The 17,842-nt window shown below is 57.0% G+C and carries 14 protein-coding genes and 1 pseudogene; 5 read left to right on the top strand and 10 right to left on the bottom strand.

Annotated features, from left to right (window positions below):
* Positions 1-20: 20 nt before the first annotated feature.
* From lpdA to sdhC, 7 genes are all read right to left on the bottom strand, one after another.
* Positions 21-1,463 (bottom strand): dihydrolipoyl dehydrogenase, encoded by a 1,443-nt coding sequence (lpdA, locus tag D0851_RS00970; RefSeq protein WP_117616953.1) that lies wholly within the window; start codon positions 1,461-1,463, stop codon positions 21-23.
* A gap of 35 nt (positions 1,464-1,498) precedes the next feature.
* Positions 1,499-2,728 (bottom strand): 2-oxoglutarate dehydrogenase complex dihydrolipoyllysine-residue succinyltransferase, encoded by a 1,230-nt coding sequence (odhB, locus tag D0851_RS00965; RefSeq protein ID WP_117616952.1) that lies wholly within the window; start codon positions 2,726-2,728, stop codon positions 1,499-1,501.
* A gap of 25 nt (positions 2,729-2,753) precedes the next feature.
* Positions 2,754-5,591: a 2-oxoglutarate dehydrogenase E1 component gene (locus D0851_RS00960; RefSeq protein WP_117616951.1), complete on the bottom strand. Its 2,838-nt coding sequence runs from the start codon at positions 5,589-5,591 to the stop codon at positions 2,754-2,756.
* A gap of 311 nt (positions 5,592-5,902) precedes the next feature.
* Positions 5,903-6,607 (bottom strand): succinate dehydrogenase iron-sulfur subunit, encoded by a 705-nt coding sequence (locus D0851_RS00955; RefSeq protein WP_117616950.1) that lies wholly within the window; start codon positions 6,605-6,607, stop codon positions 5,903-5,905.
* Positions 6,608-6,621: 14 nt separating this feature from the next.
* Entirely contained in the window at positions 6,622-8,394 is a 1,773-nt protein-coding gene (gene sdhA, locus D0851_RS00950; RefSeq protein WP_117616949.1) for a succinate dehydrogenase flavoprotein subunit, read from the bottom strand.
* Positions 8,395-8,397: 3 nt separating this feature from the next.
* Entirely contained in the window at positions 8,398-8,742 is a 345-nt protein-coding gene (sdhD, locus tag D0851_RS00945; protein ID WP_117616948.1) for a succinate dehydrogenase, hydrophobic membrane anchor protein, read from the bottom strand.
* Positions 8,736-9,110 (bottom strand): succinate dehydrogenase, cytochrome b556 subunit, encoded by a 375-nt coding sequence (sdhC, locus tag D0851_RS00940; protein ID WP_117616947.1) that lies wholly within the window; start codon positions 9,108-9,110, stop codon positions 8,736-8,738. The genes sdhD and sdhC overlap by 7 nt, the downstream gene beginning before the upstream one ends.
* A 477-nt stretch (positions 9,111-9,587) precedes the next feature.
* On the opposite strand from sdhC, the gene gltA reads away from it, so the two are divergent.
* Complete coding sequence (gltA, locus tag D0851_RS00935; protein WP_117616946.1) at positions 9,588-10,862, top strand: citrate synthase; 1,275 nt, start codon at positions 9,588-9,590, stop codon at positions 10,860-10,862.
* 434 nt (positions 10,863-11,296) lie between these two features.
* Entirely contained in the window at positions 11,297-11,623 is a 327-nt protein-coding gene (locus D0851_RS20980) for a hypothetical protein (RefSeq protein WP_413773544.1), read from the top strand.
* Here the strand turns inward: D0851_RS20980 and D0851_RS20975 are convergent.
* On the bottom strand, positions 11,596-11,877 hold the full coding sequence (locus D0851_RS20975) for a hypothetical protein (protein WP_413773560.1): 282 nt from the start codon (positions 11,875-11,877) through the stop codon (positions 11,596-11,598). The genes D0851_RS20980 and D0851_RS20975 overlap by 28 nt on opposite strands.
* Here D0851_RS20975 and D0851_RS20970 point away from each other — a divergent pair.
* From D0851_RS20970 to D0851_RS00920, 3 genes and pseudogenes are all read left to right on the top strand, one after another.
* Positions 11,780-12,183: pseudogene (locus tag D0851_RS20970) on the top strand (reverse transcriptase domain-containing protein); the annotation flags it as partial. The gene D0851_RS20975 and the pseudogene D0851_RS20970 overlap by 98 nt on opposite strands.
* Positions 12,172-12,591, top strand: coding sequence for a group II intron maturase-specific domain-containing protein (locus D0851_RS20965; protein ID WP_413773559.1), 420 nt, complete (start codon positions 12,172-12,174; stop codon positions 12,589-12,591). The pseudogene D0851_RS20970 and the gene D0851_RS20965, both read left to right, overlap by 12 nt.
* Positions 12,592-12,815: 224 nt before the next feature.
* Positions 12,816-13,688 (top strand): NAD(P)-dependent oxidoreductase, encoded by an 873-nt coding sequence (locus tag D0851_RS00920; RefSeq protein WP_117616945.1) that lies wholly within the window; start codon positions 12,816-12,818, stop codon positions 13,686-13,688.
* 83 nt (positions 13,689-13,771) lie between these two features.
* On the opposite strand, the gene topA is transcribed toward D0851_RS00920, so the two are convergent.
* Positions 13,772-16,414 (bottom strand): type I DNA topoisomerase, encoded by a 2,643-nt coding sequence (gene topA / locus D0851_RS00915; RefSeq protein ID WP_117616944.1) that lies wholly within the window; start codon positions 16,412-16,414, stop codon positions 13,772-13,774.
* A 248-nt stretch (positions 16,415-16,662) separates the two neighbouring features.
* Positions 16,663-17,838 carry an acetyl-CoA C-acyltransferase FadA gene (gene fadA, locus D0851_RS00910; RefSeq protein WP_117616943.1) on the bottom strand — a complete coding sequence of 392 codons (1,176 nt, stop codon included), beginning with the start codon at positions 17,836-17,838 and terminating at the stop codon, positions 16,663-16,665.
* Between the last annotated feature and the right edge of the window lie 4 nt (positions 17,839-17,842).

Here is a 17,842-nt window from a genome sequence, read left to right as displayed (position 1 = left end):
TAAAAAATTCCTGGTTTGCGTTACTTCTTCTTGCGGCGGTTGGCAATATGAATCGCGCCACCACCGACGGCCAGAGCTGCCTCATGCACGGACTCGGACAGAGTCGGATGTGCGAAGCAGGTCAGGGCCAGATCTTCGGCACTGGAACCGAATTCCATGGCGATTACGCCCTGGGCAACGATCTCTGAAGCCTGGGGACCAACCACATGGAACCCGACGATACGGTCGGTTTTCGCATCAGCAATGATCTTGACCAGGCCGGATGCCGAGTTTGCAGCCATGGCACGGCCATTGGCGGCAAACGGGAAGGTACCCACGTTGTATTCCTCACCTTCGGCCTTGAGCTGCTCTTCAGTCTTGCCGACCCAGGCCACTTCCGGCGCGGTGTAGATCACGTTCGGGATGCAGTCGTAATTGACCTGAGGCTTGTGCCCGGCAATACGCTCGGCAACCATAATGCCTTCTTCAGAAGCCTTGTGAGCCAGCATCGGGCCACGAACCACGTCACCTATAGCCCAGACACCCGGCGCTTCGGTTTTGCAGTTATCATCCACGAAGATAAAGCCACGCTCGTCCATCTGGACACCGGCATCCTCAGACAGCAGGTTGTCGGTGTAAGGACGACGACCAACGGCAACAATCAGCTTATCGAACTTGGCTTCGTGCTTGCCCTTGGAATCCTCATAGGTCACGTTCACCAGCTTGCGCTTCACTTCCGCGCCAGTCATTCGCGCGCCCATGACAATGTTCAGCCCCTGTTTCTGGAACTGCTTCATTGCGTCCTTCGCAACCTGCTGGTCCACCACCGGCAGGAAGGTGTCCTGGGCTTCCAGGACGGTTACTTCAGAACCCAGACGGGCCCATACACTGCCGAGCTCGAGGCCGATAACACCGGCGCCGATAACACCAAGACGCTTGGGTACTTCGCTGAACTCCAGAGCACCCTCAGAATCGACGATGTAGTCGCCATCAAATGGCGCAGGCGGAATCTGGATCGGCTTGGAGCCGGTCGCCAGAATCACGTTTTCGGCTTCGTAGGTCTTGGCCTTGCCGTCTTTGTCGGTTACTTCCACCTTTCGGTTTGCCAGCAGTTTGCCGTGACCGTGGATGGATGTCACACCGTTGGACTTGAACAGACCCGCGATCCCGCCGGTCAGCTGCTTAACGATGCCACTCTTGCGCTCCATCATCTTCGAGATGTCCATTTTGACATCCTTCGCGATGATGCCCTGCATCTCGTAGTCGTGGTTGGCCTCCTCAAACTTGTGAGAAATCTCCAGCAGCGCCTTGGAGGGAATGCAACCAACATTCAGACAGGTGCCGCCAAGCACCTGCGCTTTGCCGTCTTCTGCGGTCCAGGATTCAACACACGCGGTCTTGAGACCGAGCTGCGCCGCTTTGATGGCGGCCACGTAGCCCCCCGGGCCTGCACCAATGACAATGACGTCGTACTTATCAGACATAATTAATCCCGTTTTCCGATTCGTTAAGTGTCGGCTCAGACGTCCAGCAGAATACGTGCCGGGTCTTCAAGCATTTCCTTGATCGCAACAAGGAACTGAACTGCTTCCTTGCCATCAATCATACGGTGGTCGTAGGAAAGCGCCAGATACATCATTGGCTGGATTTCCACCTTCCCGTTTACTGCCATCGGACGCTCCTGAATCTTGTGCATACCCAGAATAGCGGTTTGCGGCGGATTCAGGATTGGCGTGGAAATCAGGGAACCGAAAATACCACCGTTAGTAATGGTGAAGGTTCCGCCAGTCATATCCTCAATGGCAAGCTTGCCCTCTTTGGCCTTGGTGCCGTACTCGACAATCTTTTTCTCGATGTCGGCCAGACCCATGGCGTCGGAATCGCGAAGTACCGGAACGACGAGACCACGATCGGTGGATACCGCCACACCAATATCCTGATAACCGTGGTAAACCATGTCGTTACCGTCAATAGACGCGTTTACCGCAGGGAAGCGCTTCAGGGCTTCGGTCGCCGCCTTGGTAAAGAAGGACATGAAGCCCAGCTTGATACCGTGGCGTTTGACGAAGCTGTCCTGGTATTGCTTGCGCAGCTCCATGATCGGTGCCATGTTGACTTCGTTGAAGGTTGTCAGCATGGCAGCGCTCTGCTGCGCGTTAACCAGTCGCTTGGCGATGCTGGCACGCAGGCGGGTCATCGGGACACGCTTCTCCGGCCGTTCGCCGGAGGACACACTCACCTCTGGCATATCGGCAGCCGGCTTGGGCACTGCTGCACCGCTGGAAGACTTCGCGCTTTCCACGTGGCTCTGAACGTCTTCCTTGGTTACACGGCCATCTTTGCCGGTACCCTTGACCGCGTTCGGGTCAACGTTGTTTTCTTCGGCCAGCTTACGGGCCGCCGGGCTCAGGATGGCATCGCCGGAAGCGGCATCGCTCTTGGCCTCTTCCTTCGGAGCCTCTTCCCTGCTCTCTTCTTTCTTGCTTTCCGCAGGCTTGGATTCGCCCACTGCGCCTGCCTTGAACTTGCCGACGACTTCACCGCTTTCAACGGTATCGCCTTCGTTCTTGAGAATTTCTTCAATAACGCCATCAGCAGGCGCTACAACTTCAAGAACGACCTTGTCGGTTTCGATATCGACAATCAGCTCGTCGCGTGAACAGGCTTCACCCGGCTGCTTGTGCCAGGTCGCGACAGTACCCTCTGCGACCGACTCCGGGAAAACGGGGGCTTTAATCTCAGTTGACATTACAGATCCTTAGTTCGGTAGCTCGTCAAATTTCAAACGCGTCGTTAACCAGTTTCTTCTGCTCTTCAATGTGCGCAGACATATGCCCACAGGCAGGCGCAGCGGAAGCATCACGACCGGCATACTGAAGGTACAGCTTGGGATTCTTGCGATGCAGGGCATTACGCATGTGATGCTGGCTGCAGTACCAGGCACCCTGGTTCATCGGCTCTTCCTGGCACCAGACAACGTGCTTGAGCTTGCTGTAATGGCTCAGGAGTTCATCAAGATCATCACCCGGGAACGGATAGAGCTGCTCGATGCGAACGATGGCGACGTCGTCGCGCTCGGCGGCTTTCTTTTTCTCCAGGAGATCGAAATACACCTTGCCGCTGCACATGATCAGGCGCGTCACTTTCTTCGGGTCCGACGGCTCCTTCTCGGGAAGTACCGTCTGGAAGGTGCCGCTGGTCAGATCATCCAGATCAGACGTAGCTTCCTTGTGCCGCAACAGGCTCTTCGGCGTAATTGCGACCAATGGCTTGCGCAGTGGGCGCTTGACCTGACGACGAAGCATGTGGAACACCTGGGACGGCGTTGTCGGCACACATACCTGGATGTTGTGTTCGGCAGACAGCTGCAGGAACCGCTCAAGACGTGCCGAACTGTGCTCTGGCCCCTGACCTTCGTAGCCGTGCGGCAGCAGCAGGGTCAAACCACAGAGGCGCCCCCACTTGTGCTCACCACTGGTCAGGAACTGGTCGATCACCACCTGGGCGCCGTTGGCAAAGTCACCAAATTGCGCTTCCCAGACCACAAGGCCGTCCGGCGCGGTGGTTGAATAGCCGTACTCGAACGCCATGACGGCTTCTTCAGAGAGCAGTGAGTCGTAGAGCTCGAACTTCGGCTGGTCTTCGGACAGTTGCTCAAGCGCAATGTGCGTTGAACCATCTTTCTGATTATGCAACACCGCGTGACGATGGGAGAACGTACCCCGGCCGACGTCCTGACCCGTAATACGAATCGGATGGCCCTCGTTTATCAGCGTTGCATAAGCCATAACCTCGCCATAACCCCAGTTAATGGGCAAGGCACCTGCCGTCATCTTCTCGCGATCTGAAACAATCTTGGAAACCTGACGCTGGATACTGAACCCCTCCGGAACCGAGGTCAGCTTCTTACCGAGCTTCTGGATCGTCTTCAGGGCCACACTGGATTTGCACTTGGCGGTCCACTCGTGACCGAGGTACGGCGTCCAGTCGACATAGAGCTCCTTGTTGGGCTCCTTGACCAGCGACTTGACCACGTGCTCGCCGTTATCCAGCGCATCACGGTAGTCGTTCTCCATCTGCTTGGCTTCGTTCTCGCTGATCACACCAGCCTCCATCAGCTGGTCAGCATAGAGGTTGCGGGTCGTTTTCAGCTTGCGGATCTTCCCATACATGACCGGCTGGGTCGCTGCAGGCTCATCCGCTTCGTTATGACCGCGGCGGCGGTAGCACACCAGATCAATAACCACGTCGTTTTTGAACTCGTTGCGGTAATCCATGGCCATCTGGGTAACGAACATAACCGCTTCAGGATCGTCCGCATTCACGTGCAGGATCGGTGCCTGGATCATCTTGGCGACGTCGGTACAGTATTCCGTAGACCGCGCGTCTTCCTGCTTGCTGGTGGTGAAGCCGACCTGGTTGTTGATGACGATATGGATGGTGCCGCCAACACCGAAACCACGGGTCTGGGACATCTGGAAAGTCTCCATCACCACGCCCTGACCGGCAAAGGCCGCATCGCCGTGCATGATGATCGGAACGACCTTGCTGCCTTCATTGTCATTGCGACGGGTCTGGCGGGCGCGAACAGAACCTTCAACCACCGGAGACACGATCTCCAGGTGAGACGGGTTAAAGGCCATGGCAAGGTGAACCTCACCGCCGGGGGTCATCACGTTGGATGAGAAGCCCTGATGGTATTTCACGTCACCGGAACCGGAAGCAGCCAGCTTCTTGCCTTCAAACTCGTCGAACAGTTCTTTCGGGTTTTTGCCGAGGGTGTTCACCAGAACGTTCAGGCGGCCACGGTGTGCCATACCAAGAACAATCTCTTTGGCGCCGTATGAGCCTGCACGCTGGATCAGCTCATCCAGGCAGGGAATCAGACTCTCGCCACCTTCAAGGCCAAAACGCTTCACGCCCGGATAACGGGAGCCCAGGTATTTCTCCAGACCCTCGGCGGCGGTCAGGCGCTCCAGGATATGCTTGCGGGTCTTCGCCTCGTACTCCGGCCGTGAGCGAACCGGTTCCATACGCTGCTGAAACCAACGCTTGATGCGGGTATCGACGACGTGCATGTATTCCGCGCCGATACTCTCGCAATAAGTCTGACGCAGCCCCTTAACGATGTCTCCGAGCTTCATGGTCTCGGAGCCAAGATTCAGGGAGCCGGTATGGAATTCGAGATCGTTATCGGAATCCGAAAGTTCGTGAAACGACGGATCCAGATCCTCTACCTGAGGACGCTGCCATACGCCGAGCGGATCCAGCTTTGCTTCCTGATGACCACGGAAACGGAAGGCGTTGATCAGCTGGAGAACACGAATCTGCTTTTTGTCTGCGTCGGACGTAGCACTGGCGGGAACACCGCCGCTGGTGAGAAAGCGCTGATTGCGAGAGATGTGTTCAAACTGTTCGCGGATGGAAGAGTGCGCAATGTCACGGCCCTGATAGCCATCGACACTGGGAAGCTTGTCAAAATAGCTTCGCCATTCTTCAGGAACGGCATTGGGGTCTGTCAGGTAGGTTTCAAAAAGCTGTTCAACATAGGCGAGATTACCACCCTGCAGGTGGGAAGTCTGCCATAACTGCTCCATTATGCTTTCGTGCATCTTGAATAGCTCACCTTGGGCTGGTGCGGGGAGCCCGGTATGGTCGGCCAGGGGTAATTCTCAGTCAATACGGGTTTTTACGGGATCGACTTTGGCCACCACACCCGACATGGATGTTTTCCGTTCCCCGGTGGTTTTTGTACTCAGCAAAGCGGGGTGAAAACTTGATAAGTTCCCGCCACGGCTTGCGTAGTGTGCACCCGGGTAAGACTTTTGACTATAAGCCTTTGGTTGAAGGCCCCGCAAATTGCGGGGCCTTCCGGGTACTAACCTTGTCAGAACAGTATAGCGTCTGTCTGAACTCCTGCCGCTTAAGTGGCCCGTTGCAGCAGAAGATTCCGAATGTGGCCGATAGCCCTTGTGGGGTTCAGGCCCTTCGGGCAGACACTGACACAGTTCATGATGCCCCGGCAGCGGAAAACACTGAACGGGTCATCCAGATTGGCAAGACGCTCTGCCTGAGCGGTGTCGCGGCTATCTGCGAGGAAGCGGTAAGCCTGCAGCAGCCCTGCCGGGCCGATAAACTTGTCCGGATTCCACCAGAACGACGGGCAGGCTGTGGAACAGCAGGCACAGAGAATACACTCGTACAGGCCGTCCAGCTTTTCCCGGTCCTCGGGAGACTGAAGGCGTTCGATGGCTGGCGCCGGCTTGTCGTTCACCAGGTACGGCATGACCTTTTCGTACTGCTTGTAGAAGAGGCTCATATCGACCACCAGATCACGAATGACAGGCAGACCCGGCAGCGGCCGTAGCACCAGCTTGTCATTCTTCACAACCTGGGAAACGGGCGTGATGCAGGCCAGGCCGTTCCTGCCGTTCATGTTCATGCCATCCGAGCCACAAACGCCTTCACGGCAGGAACGGCGGTAGGCCATCGAGGGATCACGCTCCTTGATGAGGTTCAGAACATCGAGGACCATCAGATCCTTACCTGCCGGAATCTCGACATCCACGTCCTGCATATAAGGCGCATTGTCGGTTTCCGGGTTATAACGATAAAGGCTTACTAACATTTTCAACGTCCCCCTTAGTAAGTCCGGATCTTCGGCTCAAACGTGTCTACGGTCTTCGGCGCAAAATTCACATCACGCTTACCAACACGCTTGTCCAGCGGGAAGTACATGGAGTGCTTCAGCCAGTTTTCATCGTCACGTTCGGTGAAGTCATTCCGGGCATGGGCACCCCGGCTTTCCTTACGCTCAATGGCTGAAATGGCGGTAGCCAAAGCCACTTCGTACAGGTTGTCCAACTCCAGCGCTTCAATGCGGGCAGTGTTAAAGGCGTTGCTGGTATCTGCCAGTCTGGTGTTACGAACACGCTCACCGATGGCTTCCAGCTTTTTCAGACCCTCTTCCATGCTCTTACCGTCACGGAATACACCAAAATACAGCTGCATGCAGTTCTGGAGATCCTTGCGAACCTCGGCCACACTTTCACCCTCAGAGGCATTGCTCAGACGGTCGAGGCGAGCCATGGCACGCTTGATGTCCTCCTCGCTGGCGCCGTCTACCTCGAATCCGCCACGCAGCTGCTCTTCGATGTGCAGACCAGCTGCGCGACCAAACACAACCAGATCCAGAAGGGAGTTACCGCCCAAACGGTTGGCACCGTGTACCGATACACAGGCCGCCTCACCACACGCGAACAGCCCGGGAATTGCCTTGTCATTACCATTTTCGTCCTGAGTCAGGGCCTGACCACCGACGTTGGTCGGGATGCCGCCCATCATGTAGTGACAGGTCGGAACCACCGGAATCGGCTCTTTCACCGGATCCACATGGGCAAAGGTACGGGACAGCTCGCAGATGCCTGGCAGACGCAGATTCAGGGTTTCTTCACCCAGATGGTCCAGCTTCAGCAGAACGTGGTCCTTCTCGGGTCCACAACCGCGCCCCTCCAGAATCTCGATGACCATCGCCCGGGCGACAACATCACGGCCCGCCAGATCTTTTGCGTTCGGAGCATAGCGCTCCATGAAGCGTTCACCTTCAGCGTTGATCAGGTAACCGCCCTCACCCCGACAACCTTCCGTTACCAGCGTACCGGCACCGTAGATACCAGTCGGGTGGAACTGCCACATCTCCATATCCTGCATCGGGAAACCGGCGCGCAGCGCCATGCCGGCTCCATCACCAGTATTAATCAGGGCATTCGTTGTCGATGCGTAAATACGGCCTGCACCGCCTGTCGCCAGAACCGTCGCCTTGGACTTGATGTAAACCACTTCACCGGTTTCAACCTCAATGGCAACAACACCAACAACCTCATCCTTGCTGTTCTTGACGAGATCTACCGCATACCACTCATTAAGGAAGGTGGTCCCACCCTTGATGTTGGCTTGATAGAGAGTGTGCAGAAGCGCATGACCGGTACGGTCGGCCGCGGCACAGGTACGCGCCGCCTGAGTCGGGTTATCCGGACCCTTGGACTGGCCACCAAACGGACGCTGATAGATACGACCCTGTTCGGTACGGGAGAACGGCAGCCCCATGTGCTCCAGCTCAAAGACGGCCTGAGGGCCGACCGAGCACATATATTCAACGGCGTCCTGGTCGGCGATGTAGTCCGAACCTTTCACCGTGTCATACATGTGCCAGCGCCAGTCGTCGTTGGGATCGGCACTTGCGATCGCGCAGGTAATCCCGCCCTGGGCAGACACCGTGTGCGAGCGGGTCGGGAATACCTTGGTAATACATGCAGTATTGACACCAGACTCTGTCAGCTGCAGCGCAGCACGCATTCCAGAACCGCCACCACCGATAACGATCGCGTCGTAAGACATGGTCTTGATATTAGCCATCAATTAAAGCCCCCAAAGAATCTGAATGCCCCAGACCACATATACAAACATGGTCAGACCACAAGCTGCCTGCACTATAAACCTCGGGCCCACGGCCTTGATGTAGTCAGTGGTTACCGTCCAGAGACCTACCCAAGCGTGCGCACCGATAGAAAGCAGTGCCAGCAGGGTAAAGATACGGAACCAGGTCTGATCAAACAGGGCCGACCAGGTGTCGTAGTTGACATCAGAGGTCAGCAGAAAGCCGAACAGGAAAATTGTATACAAAGCAAGTACGTAGGCAGTTACCCGCTGGATCAGCCAGTCGAAAACACCACTGCGACCCAGGTTCGTGACGCTGTTTACCATACCCAGACTCCTGCCAGAACGATGAGAATAACGGAAACCACAATCGTGATCTTCGAGGCGAGGCGGCCGCTCTCGAGCTCTTCACCAATGCCCATATCCATGAACAGGTGCTTGATACCTGCAACCAGGTGGTACAACAGAGCAGACAAGATGCCCCAGGTGATCAGCCTGGCAAGGAAGCTGTCCAGCAGTTCACTTACGCGGCTGAAGCCCTCTTCCCCGGACAGGGAAAGCTGGAGTCCGTATAGCATGAACGCAACACCAACAAAAATGATGATGCCGGTGATGCGGTGCAATATGGACGTAATGGCTGGCAGCGGAAAATGAAACTTGCTGAGATCGAGATTTACTGGTCGTTTGCTATTCACAGCGCTCTCACACTCTCTCTTGGATCCGCGGGACCGGAAAACCGGGTGCGGATGGTTGGTATGTAAGGATCAGCGTGCAGATACGAAACCGGCACACGATTGGCTCAGGAGGGAGGAAGTCTCGCCGGCAACCCGCCAATTACAGGCACCGTAAAAAGATTTATCCCCGATTCCGGGCTAGGGATTATAAGGAGTACCCTAAGCAATTACAAACCTGCAACGTCGCACAGGCCGGGTATTTCAGGGGGTTAAGCAAGCCTTATGGATGATTGACAAATTTTTTTCCTGCCCGGATCCGCTGCTATTCGGGATATCCCTCATTTACATCCGCCGTCAAATTCCGGCTTTTCCTGACTCTTCCATTGACAAAAAAAGCCAACGCCCTATATTTTGCCGCCAGTTTTGCGATAATACGCGCCTTCTAGCGCATCTATAAATGTAGATAAAGCTGTCAAAGCTGATAAATAGGAGAGCACCATGACCGACAGGAAAGCCACGCTCTCGGTGGGGGACAAGTCCATTGAGCTACCGGTTTATTCCGGCACCGTCGGCCCTGACGTTATCGACGTACGAGGCCTAGTCCAGGAAGGCGTTTTCACATACGATCCGGGATTCGTATCCACAGCAGCCTGCGAATCGGCCATTACTTACATTGACGGTGAAAACGGTGTTCTCCTGCACCGCGGCTACCCGATTGAACAGCTGGCCGAGCACTCGGACTACCTTGAGGTCTGCTACCTCCTGCTCCATGGCGAGCTGCCCAGCGCCGAAGAGAACAAGCAGTTCCACGACACCATCAAGAACCACACCATGCTGCACGACCAGATGCGGAACTTCTTCCAGGGTTTCCGCCGTGACGCGCACCCGATGGCCATCATGTGTGGTGTTGTGGGTGCATTGTCGGCGTTCTACCACGACCAGATGGATGTGACCGACGAGAAACAGCGCCAGATTACGGCCCATCGCCTGATCGCGAAAATGCCGACCATCGCTGCCTGGTGCTACAAGTACAGCCTCGGCCAGCCATTCATGTATCCGCGCAATGATCTGTCCTACTCCGAGAACTTCCTGCAGATGATGTTTGGCGTGCCCTGCGCGGAGTACAAGCCAAATCCGATCCTGTCCAAGGCCATGGACAAGATCTTCATCCTGCACGCGGATCACGAGCAGAACGCGTCCACGTCCACCGTACGCCTTGCCGGATCTACCGGCGCCAACCCCTACGCCTGCATTGCGTCCGGCATTGCAGCCCTCTGGGGGCCGGCTCACGGCGGCGCTAACGAAGCCGTTCTGGACATGCTGGCGGAAATCGGCGACGAATCCAATATCGAGAAGTTCATTGCCAAAGCCAAGGACAAGGACGACCCGTTCCGGCTGATGGGCTTCGGTCACCGCGTTTACAAGAACTTCGACCCGCGCGCCAAGGTCATGGCCGAAACCGCTCGCGAAGTCCTGACCGAACTGGGCCTGGAGAACGATCCGCAGCTGAAGATCGCCCGGCGCCTCGAGAAAATTGCGCTGGAAGACGAGTATTTCGTCCAGCGCAAACTTTACCCGAACGTGGACTTCTACTCCGGCCTGATTCTCAAGGCTATTGGCATCCCCACATCCATGTTCACCGTTATCTTTGCCATGTCGCGGACCATCGGCTGGTTCTCGCACTGGAACGAGATGGTCAGCGGCGATTACCGCATCGGCCGTCCGCGCCAGCTGTATACCGGCTCAGACAAGCGGGACTACCCGAAAACATAAATCCGGCCCACCGGATTCGCCATGCAAAGGCCGCTGATTCAGCGGCCTTTTTTAGTGCGCCCGGCATGGGCGCACTCCTGGAGGTGCAAGTCCTCCCGTAAGCTGGCCACAGCGAACGAAGTGAAGCGCAACTGCGGAAGGGCGACCAACTGTGGAGAGGAAGCGTGGAGCGTAAACCGTGAGCCGATGAACAAGAATCGGATATAAGGCGCTGCCGAGCAGGGCGAGCGGGCTAGAAGCCGCGAAGCTCTTGTGGCCAAGGCGATGCGGCGTAAATCCGGCGGTTGTGCGGTGAAGGAGTGTGTTCTTACCCGGGGATATCTCGCCTTATGCCTGAAAGGGCAACGTGGCAACACGGAGCGAGAAGTCAGCAGAGGCCATAGTAGTTTCCCGGAATGGAACGAAGGGCCGAACGAGAAGGAGCGTCAAACGCCTTGTCGATGAGCATTGTACGGCATCAGATGCCCGCGCCAGCGGGGCGGGTTACGGAGCGGGAAGGTGAAGCCTTGCCAGATGTGACCAGCGATGAAACAGGACTCCCGCGACGAGAACCGGAGGGCGCAGGGCGAGGCCTGCTTGAGCAGGTATTCGCACGAGAGAATATGCAACGGGCATGGAAGCGCGTGAAGGCAACAAGGGAGCGGCGGGTATCGACGGGTCTGGACATTGCCCAGACAGCCGAACACCTGCAATGGGCCTGGCCGGATCTCCGGCAACAATTGCTGGAAGGTCGCTATCGCCTCAGCCTGTCCGTCGGGTAGGCATCCCGAAACCGGACGGAAGTGAACGGGAACTGGGTATCCCACCGTGACCAGACCGTCTGATTCAACAGGCACTGTTGCAAGTGCTGCAACCTCTGATCGATCCAACCTTCAGCGAGCACAGCCACGGCTTCCGCCCGGGCCGTCGGGCTCAGGATGCGGTTTTGGCTGCACACCGCTATGCCCAGCAGGGCCACCACATCGTGGTGGACGTCGACCTGTCGAAGTTTCTTCGACCGGGTCAACCACGACATCCTGATCGACCGTCTGAAACCGCGTGTGAACGACACCGGAGTCATCCGGCTGGTTCGGGCGTATCTGAATGCGGGCATTATGGATGGCGGAGTCGTCATTGAGCGACACGAAGGCACGCCGCAAGGCGGGCCTCTGTCGCCTTTATTGGCGAACGTCTGCTGGACGAGGTGGATCGGGAACTGGAGCGCCGGGGCCACTGCTTCGCCCGCTATGCCGATGACTGCAACGTCTACGTACGCAGTCAGAAAGCCGGTGAGCGAGTGATGCGACTGTTGCGTCGCTGTTACGGCAAATTGCGCTTGACGATCAACGAATCCAAAAGCGCAGTCGCCAGTGCGTTCGGTCGAAAGTTCCTCGGCTATGCCTTATGGCAGACGAGGGACGGAGACGTCCGGCGCGCGGTATCAGCCAAGGCGTTACAGGCGTTCAAGTGGAGGATCAGGCAACTGACCCGACGCAACGGAGGGCGCAGTATTGAGCAGGTGGTAGAGCAACTCCGTAGCTACCTGTTGGGATGGAAAGGGTACTTCCGGCTGGCGCAAACGCCACGCATCTGGCGGTCGCTGGATGAGTGGTTACGCCGTCGCCCTAAGAGCCTTGCATCTCAAACAGTGGAAGCGGGGCAGGACCATTTACCGGGAACTGCTGCGCCTTGGCGCGAGTCCCTGGGTTGCGGAATCAGTGGCGGCCCTGAGCCGTCGCTGGTGGCATAACAGTCGGTCTGCCATTCACAACGTGCTGACGATTGCCTACTTTGATCGGTTGGGCGTGCCGCGTCTCTCGTGATACCTCAACGTCTCGAACCGCCCGGTGCGGACCCGCTTGCCGGGTGGTGTGGGAGGGGCGGAGTCTAGTGGCTCCCCCCTATCCCGATTTCACCGCCTGCCCCACTCTTCTATGATAAGTTAACCCGACAAAAACACAGGAGGAGAAAGCAATGTCTACAGCAGCATTTATCGGCCTGGGGGTCATGGGGTATCCGATGGCGGGTCACCTGGCCAAAGCCGGGCTCACCGTCAGGGTCTGGAACCGGACATCCGCCAAATCCGGGCAATGGGCCAATGATTACCCCGGAACCAGCTGCGCCACCATTGCTGAGGCGGTTAAAGGCGCGGATATCGTCCTGACCTGCGTTGGCGCCGATACCGACCTGAAGGCCGTGTACGAAGGCGATGAAGGCATTCTTGCCAATGCCCCCGAGGGCGCTGTCCTGGTCGACCACACCACGGCCTCCGCCAGCATTGCCGAACACCTCGCCGAGGCCGCCCGCCGCAACGGGATGGGTTTTGTCGATGCGCCGGTTTCCGGTGGCCAGCAGGGCGCTGAAAACGGCAAACTGACCATCATGTGCGGCGGTTCCGAAGCAGACTACGCCAAAGCCGAACCCGTCATGAAACACTACGCCCGTGCGCTCAACCTGATGGGCCCTGCCGGCAGCGGCCAGAAAACCAAGATGGTGAACCAGATTGCCATTGCCGGCCTGGTACAGGGCCTGTCAGAGGCACTGCATTTTGCCGAACAGGCGGAACTGGATGTCGCCAAAGTGGTGAACGTCATTTCCAAAGGCGCCGCCCAATCCTGGCAAATGGAAAACCGCTCCGGCACCATGATTGCCGGGGAGTTTGAGCATGGCTTCGCGGTGGACTGGATGCGGAAGGATCTGGGGATCTGTCTGGAGGAGGCGCGCAAGGTGAACGCGTCGCTGCCGGTGACCGCTCTGGTGGATCAGTTCTACGCCGATGTACAGTCGATGGGCGGCAAACGCTGGGATACGTCGTCGCTCATTCAGAGGTTGAGGAAGTTCCGGTAAAGGCTGAAAACGGGGTCAGATGAAACGGGGTCAGATGAAAGTTTCATCTGACCCCGTTTCATCTGACCCCATGTTCAACCGAACTACTTTTTCTTGTCCTGCGGCTGCCATTTCCCGTTTACATACCACGCAGACCAGCCCGTCGCCTTGCCGTCCTTCTCGGACATGACGTACTGCTCCCTGGTCTTTCGGCTGTAGCGGATCACCGTCGGATTGCCTTCCGGATCATGCTCGGGCGCATCCATCAGGTAGTCGTATTTCGGGTCGATCTCCTTCCGGTGCGGTTTGATCTCCATCACCAGCGGCGGCCGGGTTTCCCGGTTTTTCGGGAATTTGCTGGCCGCGAGGAACAAGCCTGAGGCGCCATCCCGGAGTACATAAGTGTCATCCACCTTCTGGCACTGCAACTCCGGCATCGGCACCGGATCCATCTTGGGCGGTGCCGGCTCCCCGCTTTTCAGTAGCTTACGAGTATTCTTGCACTCAGTGTTGGTGCAGCCAAAATACTTGCCGAACCGGCCTGTTTTAAGCTGCATTTCGGAACCGCACTTGTCGCACTCGAGTGTCGGACCGTCGTAACCCTTAATGCGGAAGGTGCCCTTTTCCACTTCGTAGCCTGAACAATCCGGGTTGTTACCACACACGTGCAATTTTCGGGTTTCGTCAATGAGGTAGCTGTCCATGGCAGTACCGCATTTCGGACAACGCCGTTTCTTCCGAAGCAGGCGGGTTTCACCTTCACCCTCGACATCATCATCCGCACTGACCACTTCATCACCTGAAACCAGGTTAATGGTGGTTTTACAACGCTCTTTCGGAGGCAATGAATACCCAGAACAGCCCAGGAACACGCCCGTGCTGGCGACCCGGATCTGCATGTTGCGACCACAGCTGGGGCATGGAATATCGGTTTCTGTAGGCGTGTTGGCGCGCATGCCGCCATCTTCCGCACTTTCGGCCTTTTCCAGCTGTTGCCGGAAACGGCCGTAAAAATCATTCAGTACCTTTTTCCACTGGACCTCACCTTCGGCAATCTCATCCAGCTCGTCCTCCATCTTCGCGGTGAAGTCGAAATCCATCAGGTTCGGGAACGACTCCGACAGTCGCTCGGTAACGATTTCGCCCATCTTTTCGGCATAGAACCGGCGGTTCTGTAACCGCACATAGCCACGATCCTGGATGGTGGAAATGATGGAGGCATAAGTCGAAGGACGGCCAATACCCTGCTTTTCAAGCTCTTTAACCAGACTGGCTTCCGTGTACCTGGGTGCAGGCTTGGTAAAGTGCTGGCTCGGGTCCAGTTTTTTCAGATCCAGAACGTCGTCCACCTGAATATCCGGCAACGAGACGTCCTCGTCTTTTTTGGCAGCCTGGGGGGCCGCCTTGAGAAAACCGTCAAACCTGATGATCCGGCCACGGGTACGCAGCTCGTAATCTCCATTCGCCACCACAATGGATGTACTCAGGAACTCGGCATCCGACATCTGGCAGGCAATAAACTGTCGCCAGATCAGGTCGTAAAGCTTCTCTGCATCCTTCTCAAGGCCGCTGATATCCGCCGGGCGACGACTGACTTCGGTTGGGCGAATCGCCTCGTGGGCCTCCTGGGCACCCTCCTTGCTGCCGTAAACCCGCGGCTTCTCTGGCAGGTACTTGCCCCCGAACTGCTTTTGAATGAAATCCCGGCAACCGTTGACCGCGTCCTGACTCAGGTTGGTGGAGTCGGTACGCATGTAGGTAATGAAGCCAGCTTCGTACAAGCGCTGTGCCAGCATCATCGTTTTCTTGACACTGAACCCCATGCGGTTGCTTGCAGCCTGCTGCAGCGTAGAGGTAATAAAGGGTGCCGACGGCCGGGACCGGGTCGGTTTGTCCTCGCGCCTGGCAACCTTGAAGTCGCCGGCCTTCAGGCGATTAACGTGCTCGGTGCTTTGTTGCTCGTTAACGGGCCGGTAGGGCTTGTCATCATAGCGGGTTACTTCAAACCGAACCGGTTGGTCAGCTCTTTCGGACGCGAGGTCGGCATGGAGCTGCCAGAACTCCTCCGGTACAAATTTCCGGATCTCCCGTTCCCGCTCCGCAATCATCCGCACTGCGACCGACTGAACCCGGCCCGCCGACAAGCCACGGGCAATCTTGGCCCACAACAGCGGAGATACCATATAGCCCACGACACGGTCCAGGAACCGCCTTGCCTGCTGGGCATTCACACGGTTTGTGTCGAGATTGCCGGGGTCCTTGAACGCTTCCTGAATGGCGCGCTTGGTGATCTCATTGAACACCACGCGCCGGTATTTTTCCGGCTCACCACCAATCGCTTCCTGCAAGTGCCAGGCGATGGCCTCCCCTTCACGGTCCAAATCCGTTGCCAGATAGATATGGTCTGCAGACTTCGCCAGGCGCTTGAGTTCGCTGACCACCTTTTCCTTGCCGGGAAGAATCTCATAACGGGCACTCCAGTCCTGATCCGGATCCACACCCATCCGCGCGACCAGCTGTTCCCGGGCCTTACGCTTCTTGTGCGTGGCCTTCTCGTCCGGGCTCATCTTCCGGGTGGCCGCAGCCTGTCTGGCCCGCTCCTTGGGATCGGACTGCGACCCGCTACCACTGACGGGGAGATCACGAATATGCCCGACGCTCGACTTGACGATGAAGTCGGAGCCCAGGTATTTGTTGATGGTCTTCGCTTTCGCTGGCGACTCGACAATAACGAGACTTTTACCCATATCAGAGATCTGTGTCCTTGGCGATAATCGGTTAAAAAATCAGCAAACCGTAAACTCGCTGTAAAATCAGTCGGCTAGAAAACACTCAATAGCCGCCACATTGGTATAGGTGCATTGTTTTACAGGGTCAAGAAAAGCAAGACAACCCATTCTTCTGTTTATGACCGGCTTTTTTACACGGTCAGAGACAGGAAAGCCCGGCATTTGCCGGGCCTCCTGAGAGCTTGTTTCCAATTCAGCTTACCGAATCAGAGCCGCTCCCACACAGTCGCAATGCCCTGACCAAGGCCGATACACATGGTGGATACACCAAGCTTACCGCCTTTGGCCTGCATGACGTTCAGCAGGGTTGTGGAGATACGTGCACCAGAGCAGCCCAGCGGATGGCCCAGGGCAATCGCACCGCCGTTCAGGTTCACTTTCTCCTCCATGACACCCAGCAGCTTCAGGTCTTTCAGCACCGGCAGGGACTGACCAGCGAAGGCTTCGTTCAGTTCCCAGAAGTCGATATCCTCAACCTTCAGGCCTGCACGCTTGAGCGCCTTCTTGGTAGCCGGAACCGGGCCGTAGCCCATGATTGCGGGATCACAACCGGCAACGGCCATGCCGCGGATTCTGGCAACCGGTTTCAGGCCCAGGGCTTCAGCACGTTCTGCCGACATGAGAACCATGGCGGCAGCGCCGTCGGTCAACTGGGAAGAAGTACCGGCAGTCACCGTGCCGTTCTTCGGGTCGAAAGCCGGCTTCAACTGGCCAAGCGACTCGGCAGTTGTTTCCGGACGAATGGTCTCGTCTTCTTCGATCAGCTTCACAAAACCATTTTCGTCGTGACCCTGAATGGGCACGATTTCGTTCTTGAAGCGGCCTTCTACGGTCGCTTCGTGGGCCAGGCGGTGAGACCGGGCGCCGAACTCATCCTGCTGCTCACGGGTGATGCCGTGCATCTTTGCCAACATCTCCGCGGTCAGGCCCATCATGTTGGACGCCTTGGCGGAGTATTTGGACGCCGCCGGGTTGTGGTCGAAACCTTCGGTCATGGGTACGTGCCCCATGTGCTCGACACCACCAACAACGAACACATCGCCGTTGCCGGTCATGATGGCCTGGGCAGCGGTATGGATCGCGCTCATGGCAGAACCACACAGACGATTCACGGTCTGGGCCGCGGACTCGTGGGGAATGCGGGTCAGCAGGGAAATCTGGCGCGCCACGTTGAAGCCCTGTTCCTTGGTCTGGTTCACACAGCCCCAGATCACATCTTCAACTTCTTTCGGGTCGAGCTTCGGGTTGCGCTCAAACAGCGCTTCAATCAGAGCGGCGGACAGGGTTTCTGCGCGCACGTTCCGGAAACAGCCGTTTTTGGCACGACCCATCGGAGTCCGCACGCAATCGACGACGACAACGTCTCTCGGATTAAGGCTCATAGAT

The organism is Marinobacter sp. Arc7-DN-1, assembly GCF_003441595.1.
Lineage (GTDB): Bacteria > Pseudomonadota > Gammaproteobacteria > Pseudomonadales > Oleiphilaceae > Marinobacter > Marinobacter metalliresistant.
Note: the sequence above shows the minus strand (reverse complement) of the source record. Positions and strands in the feature narration are given on the sequence as shown.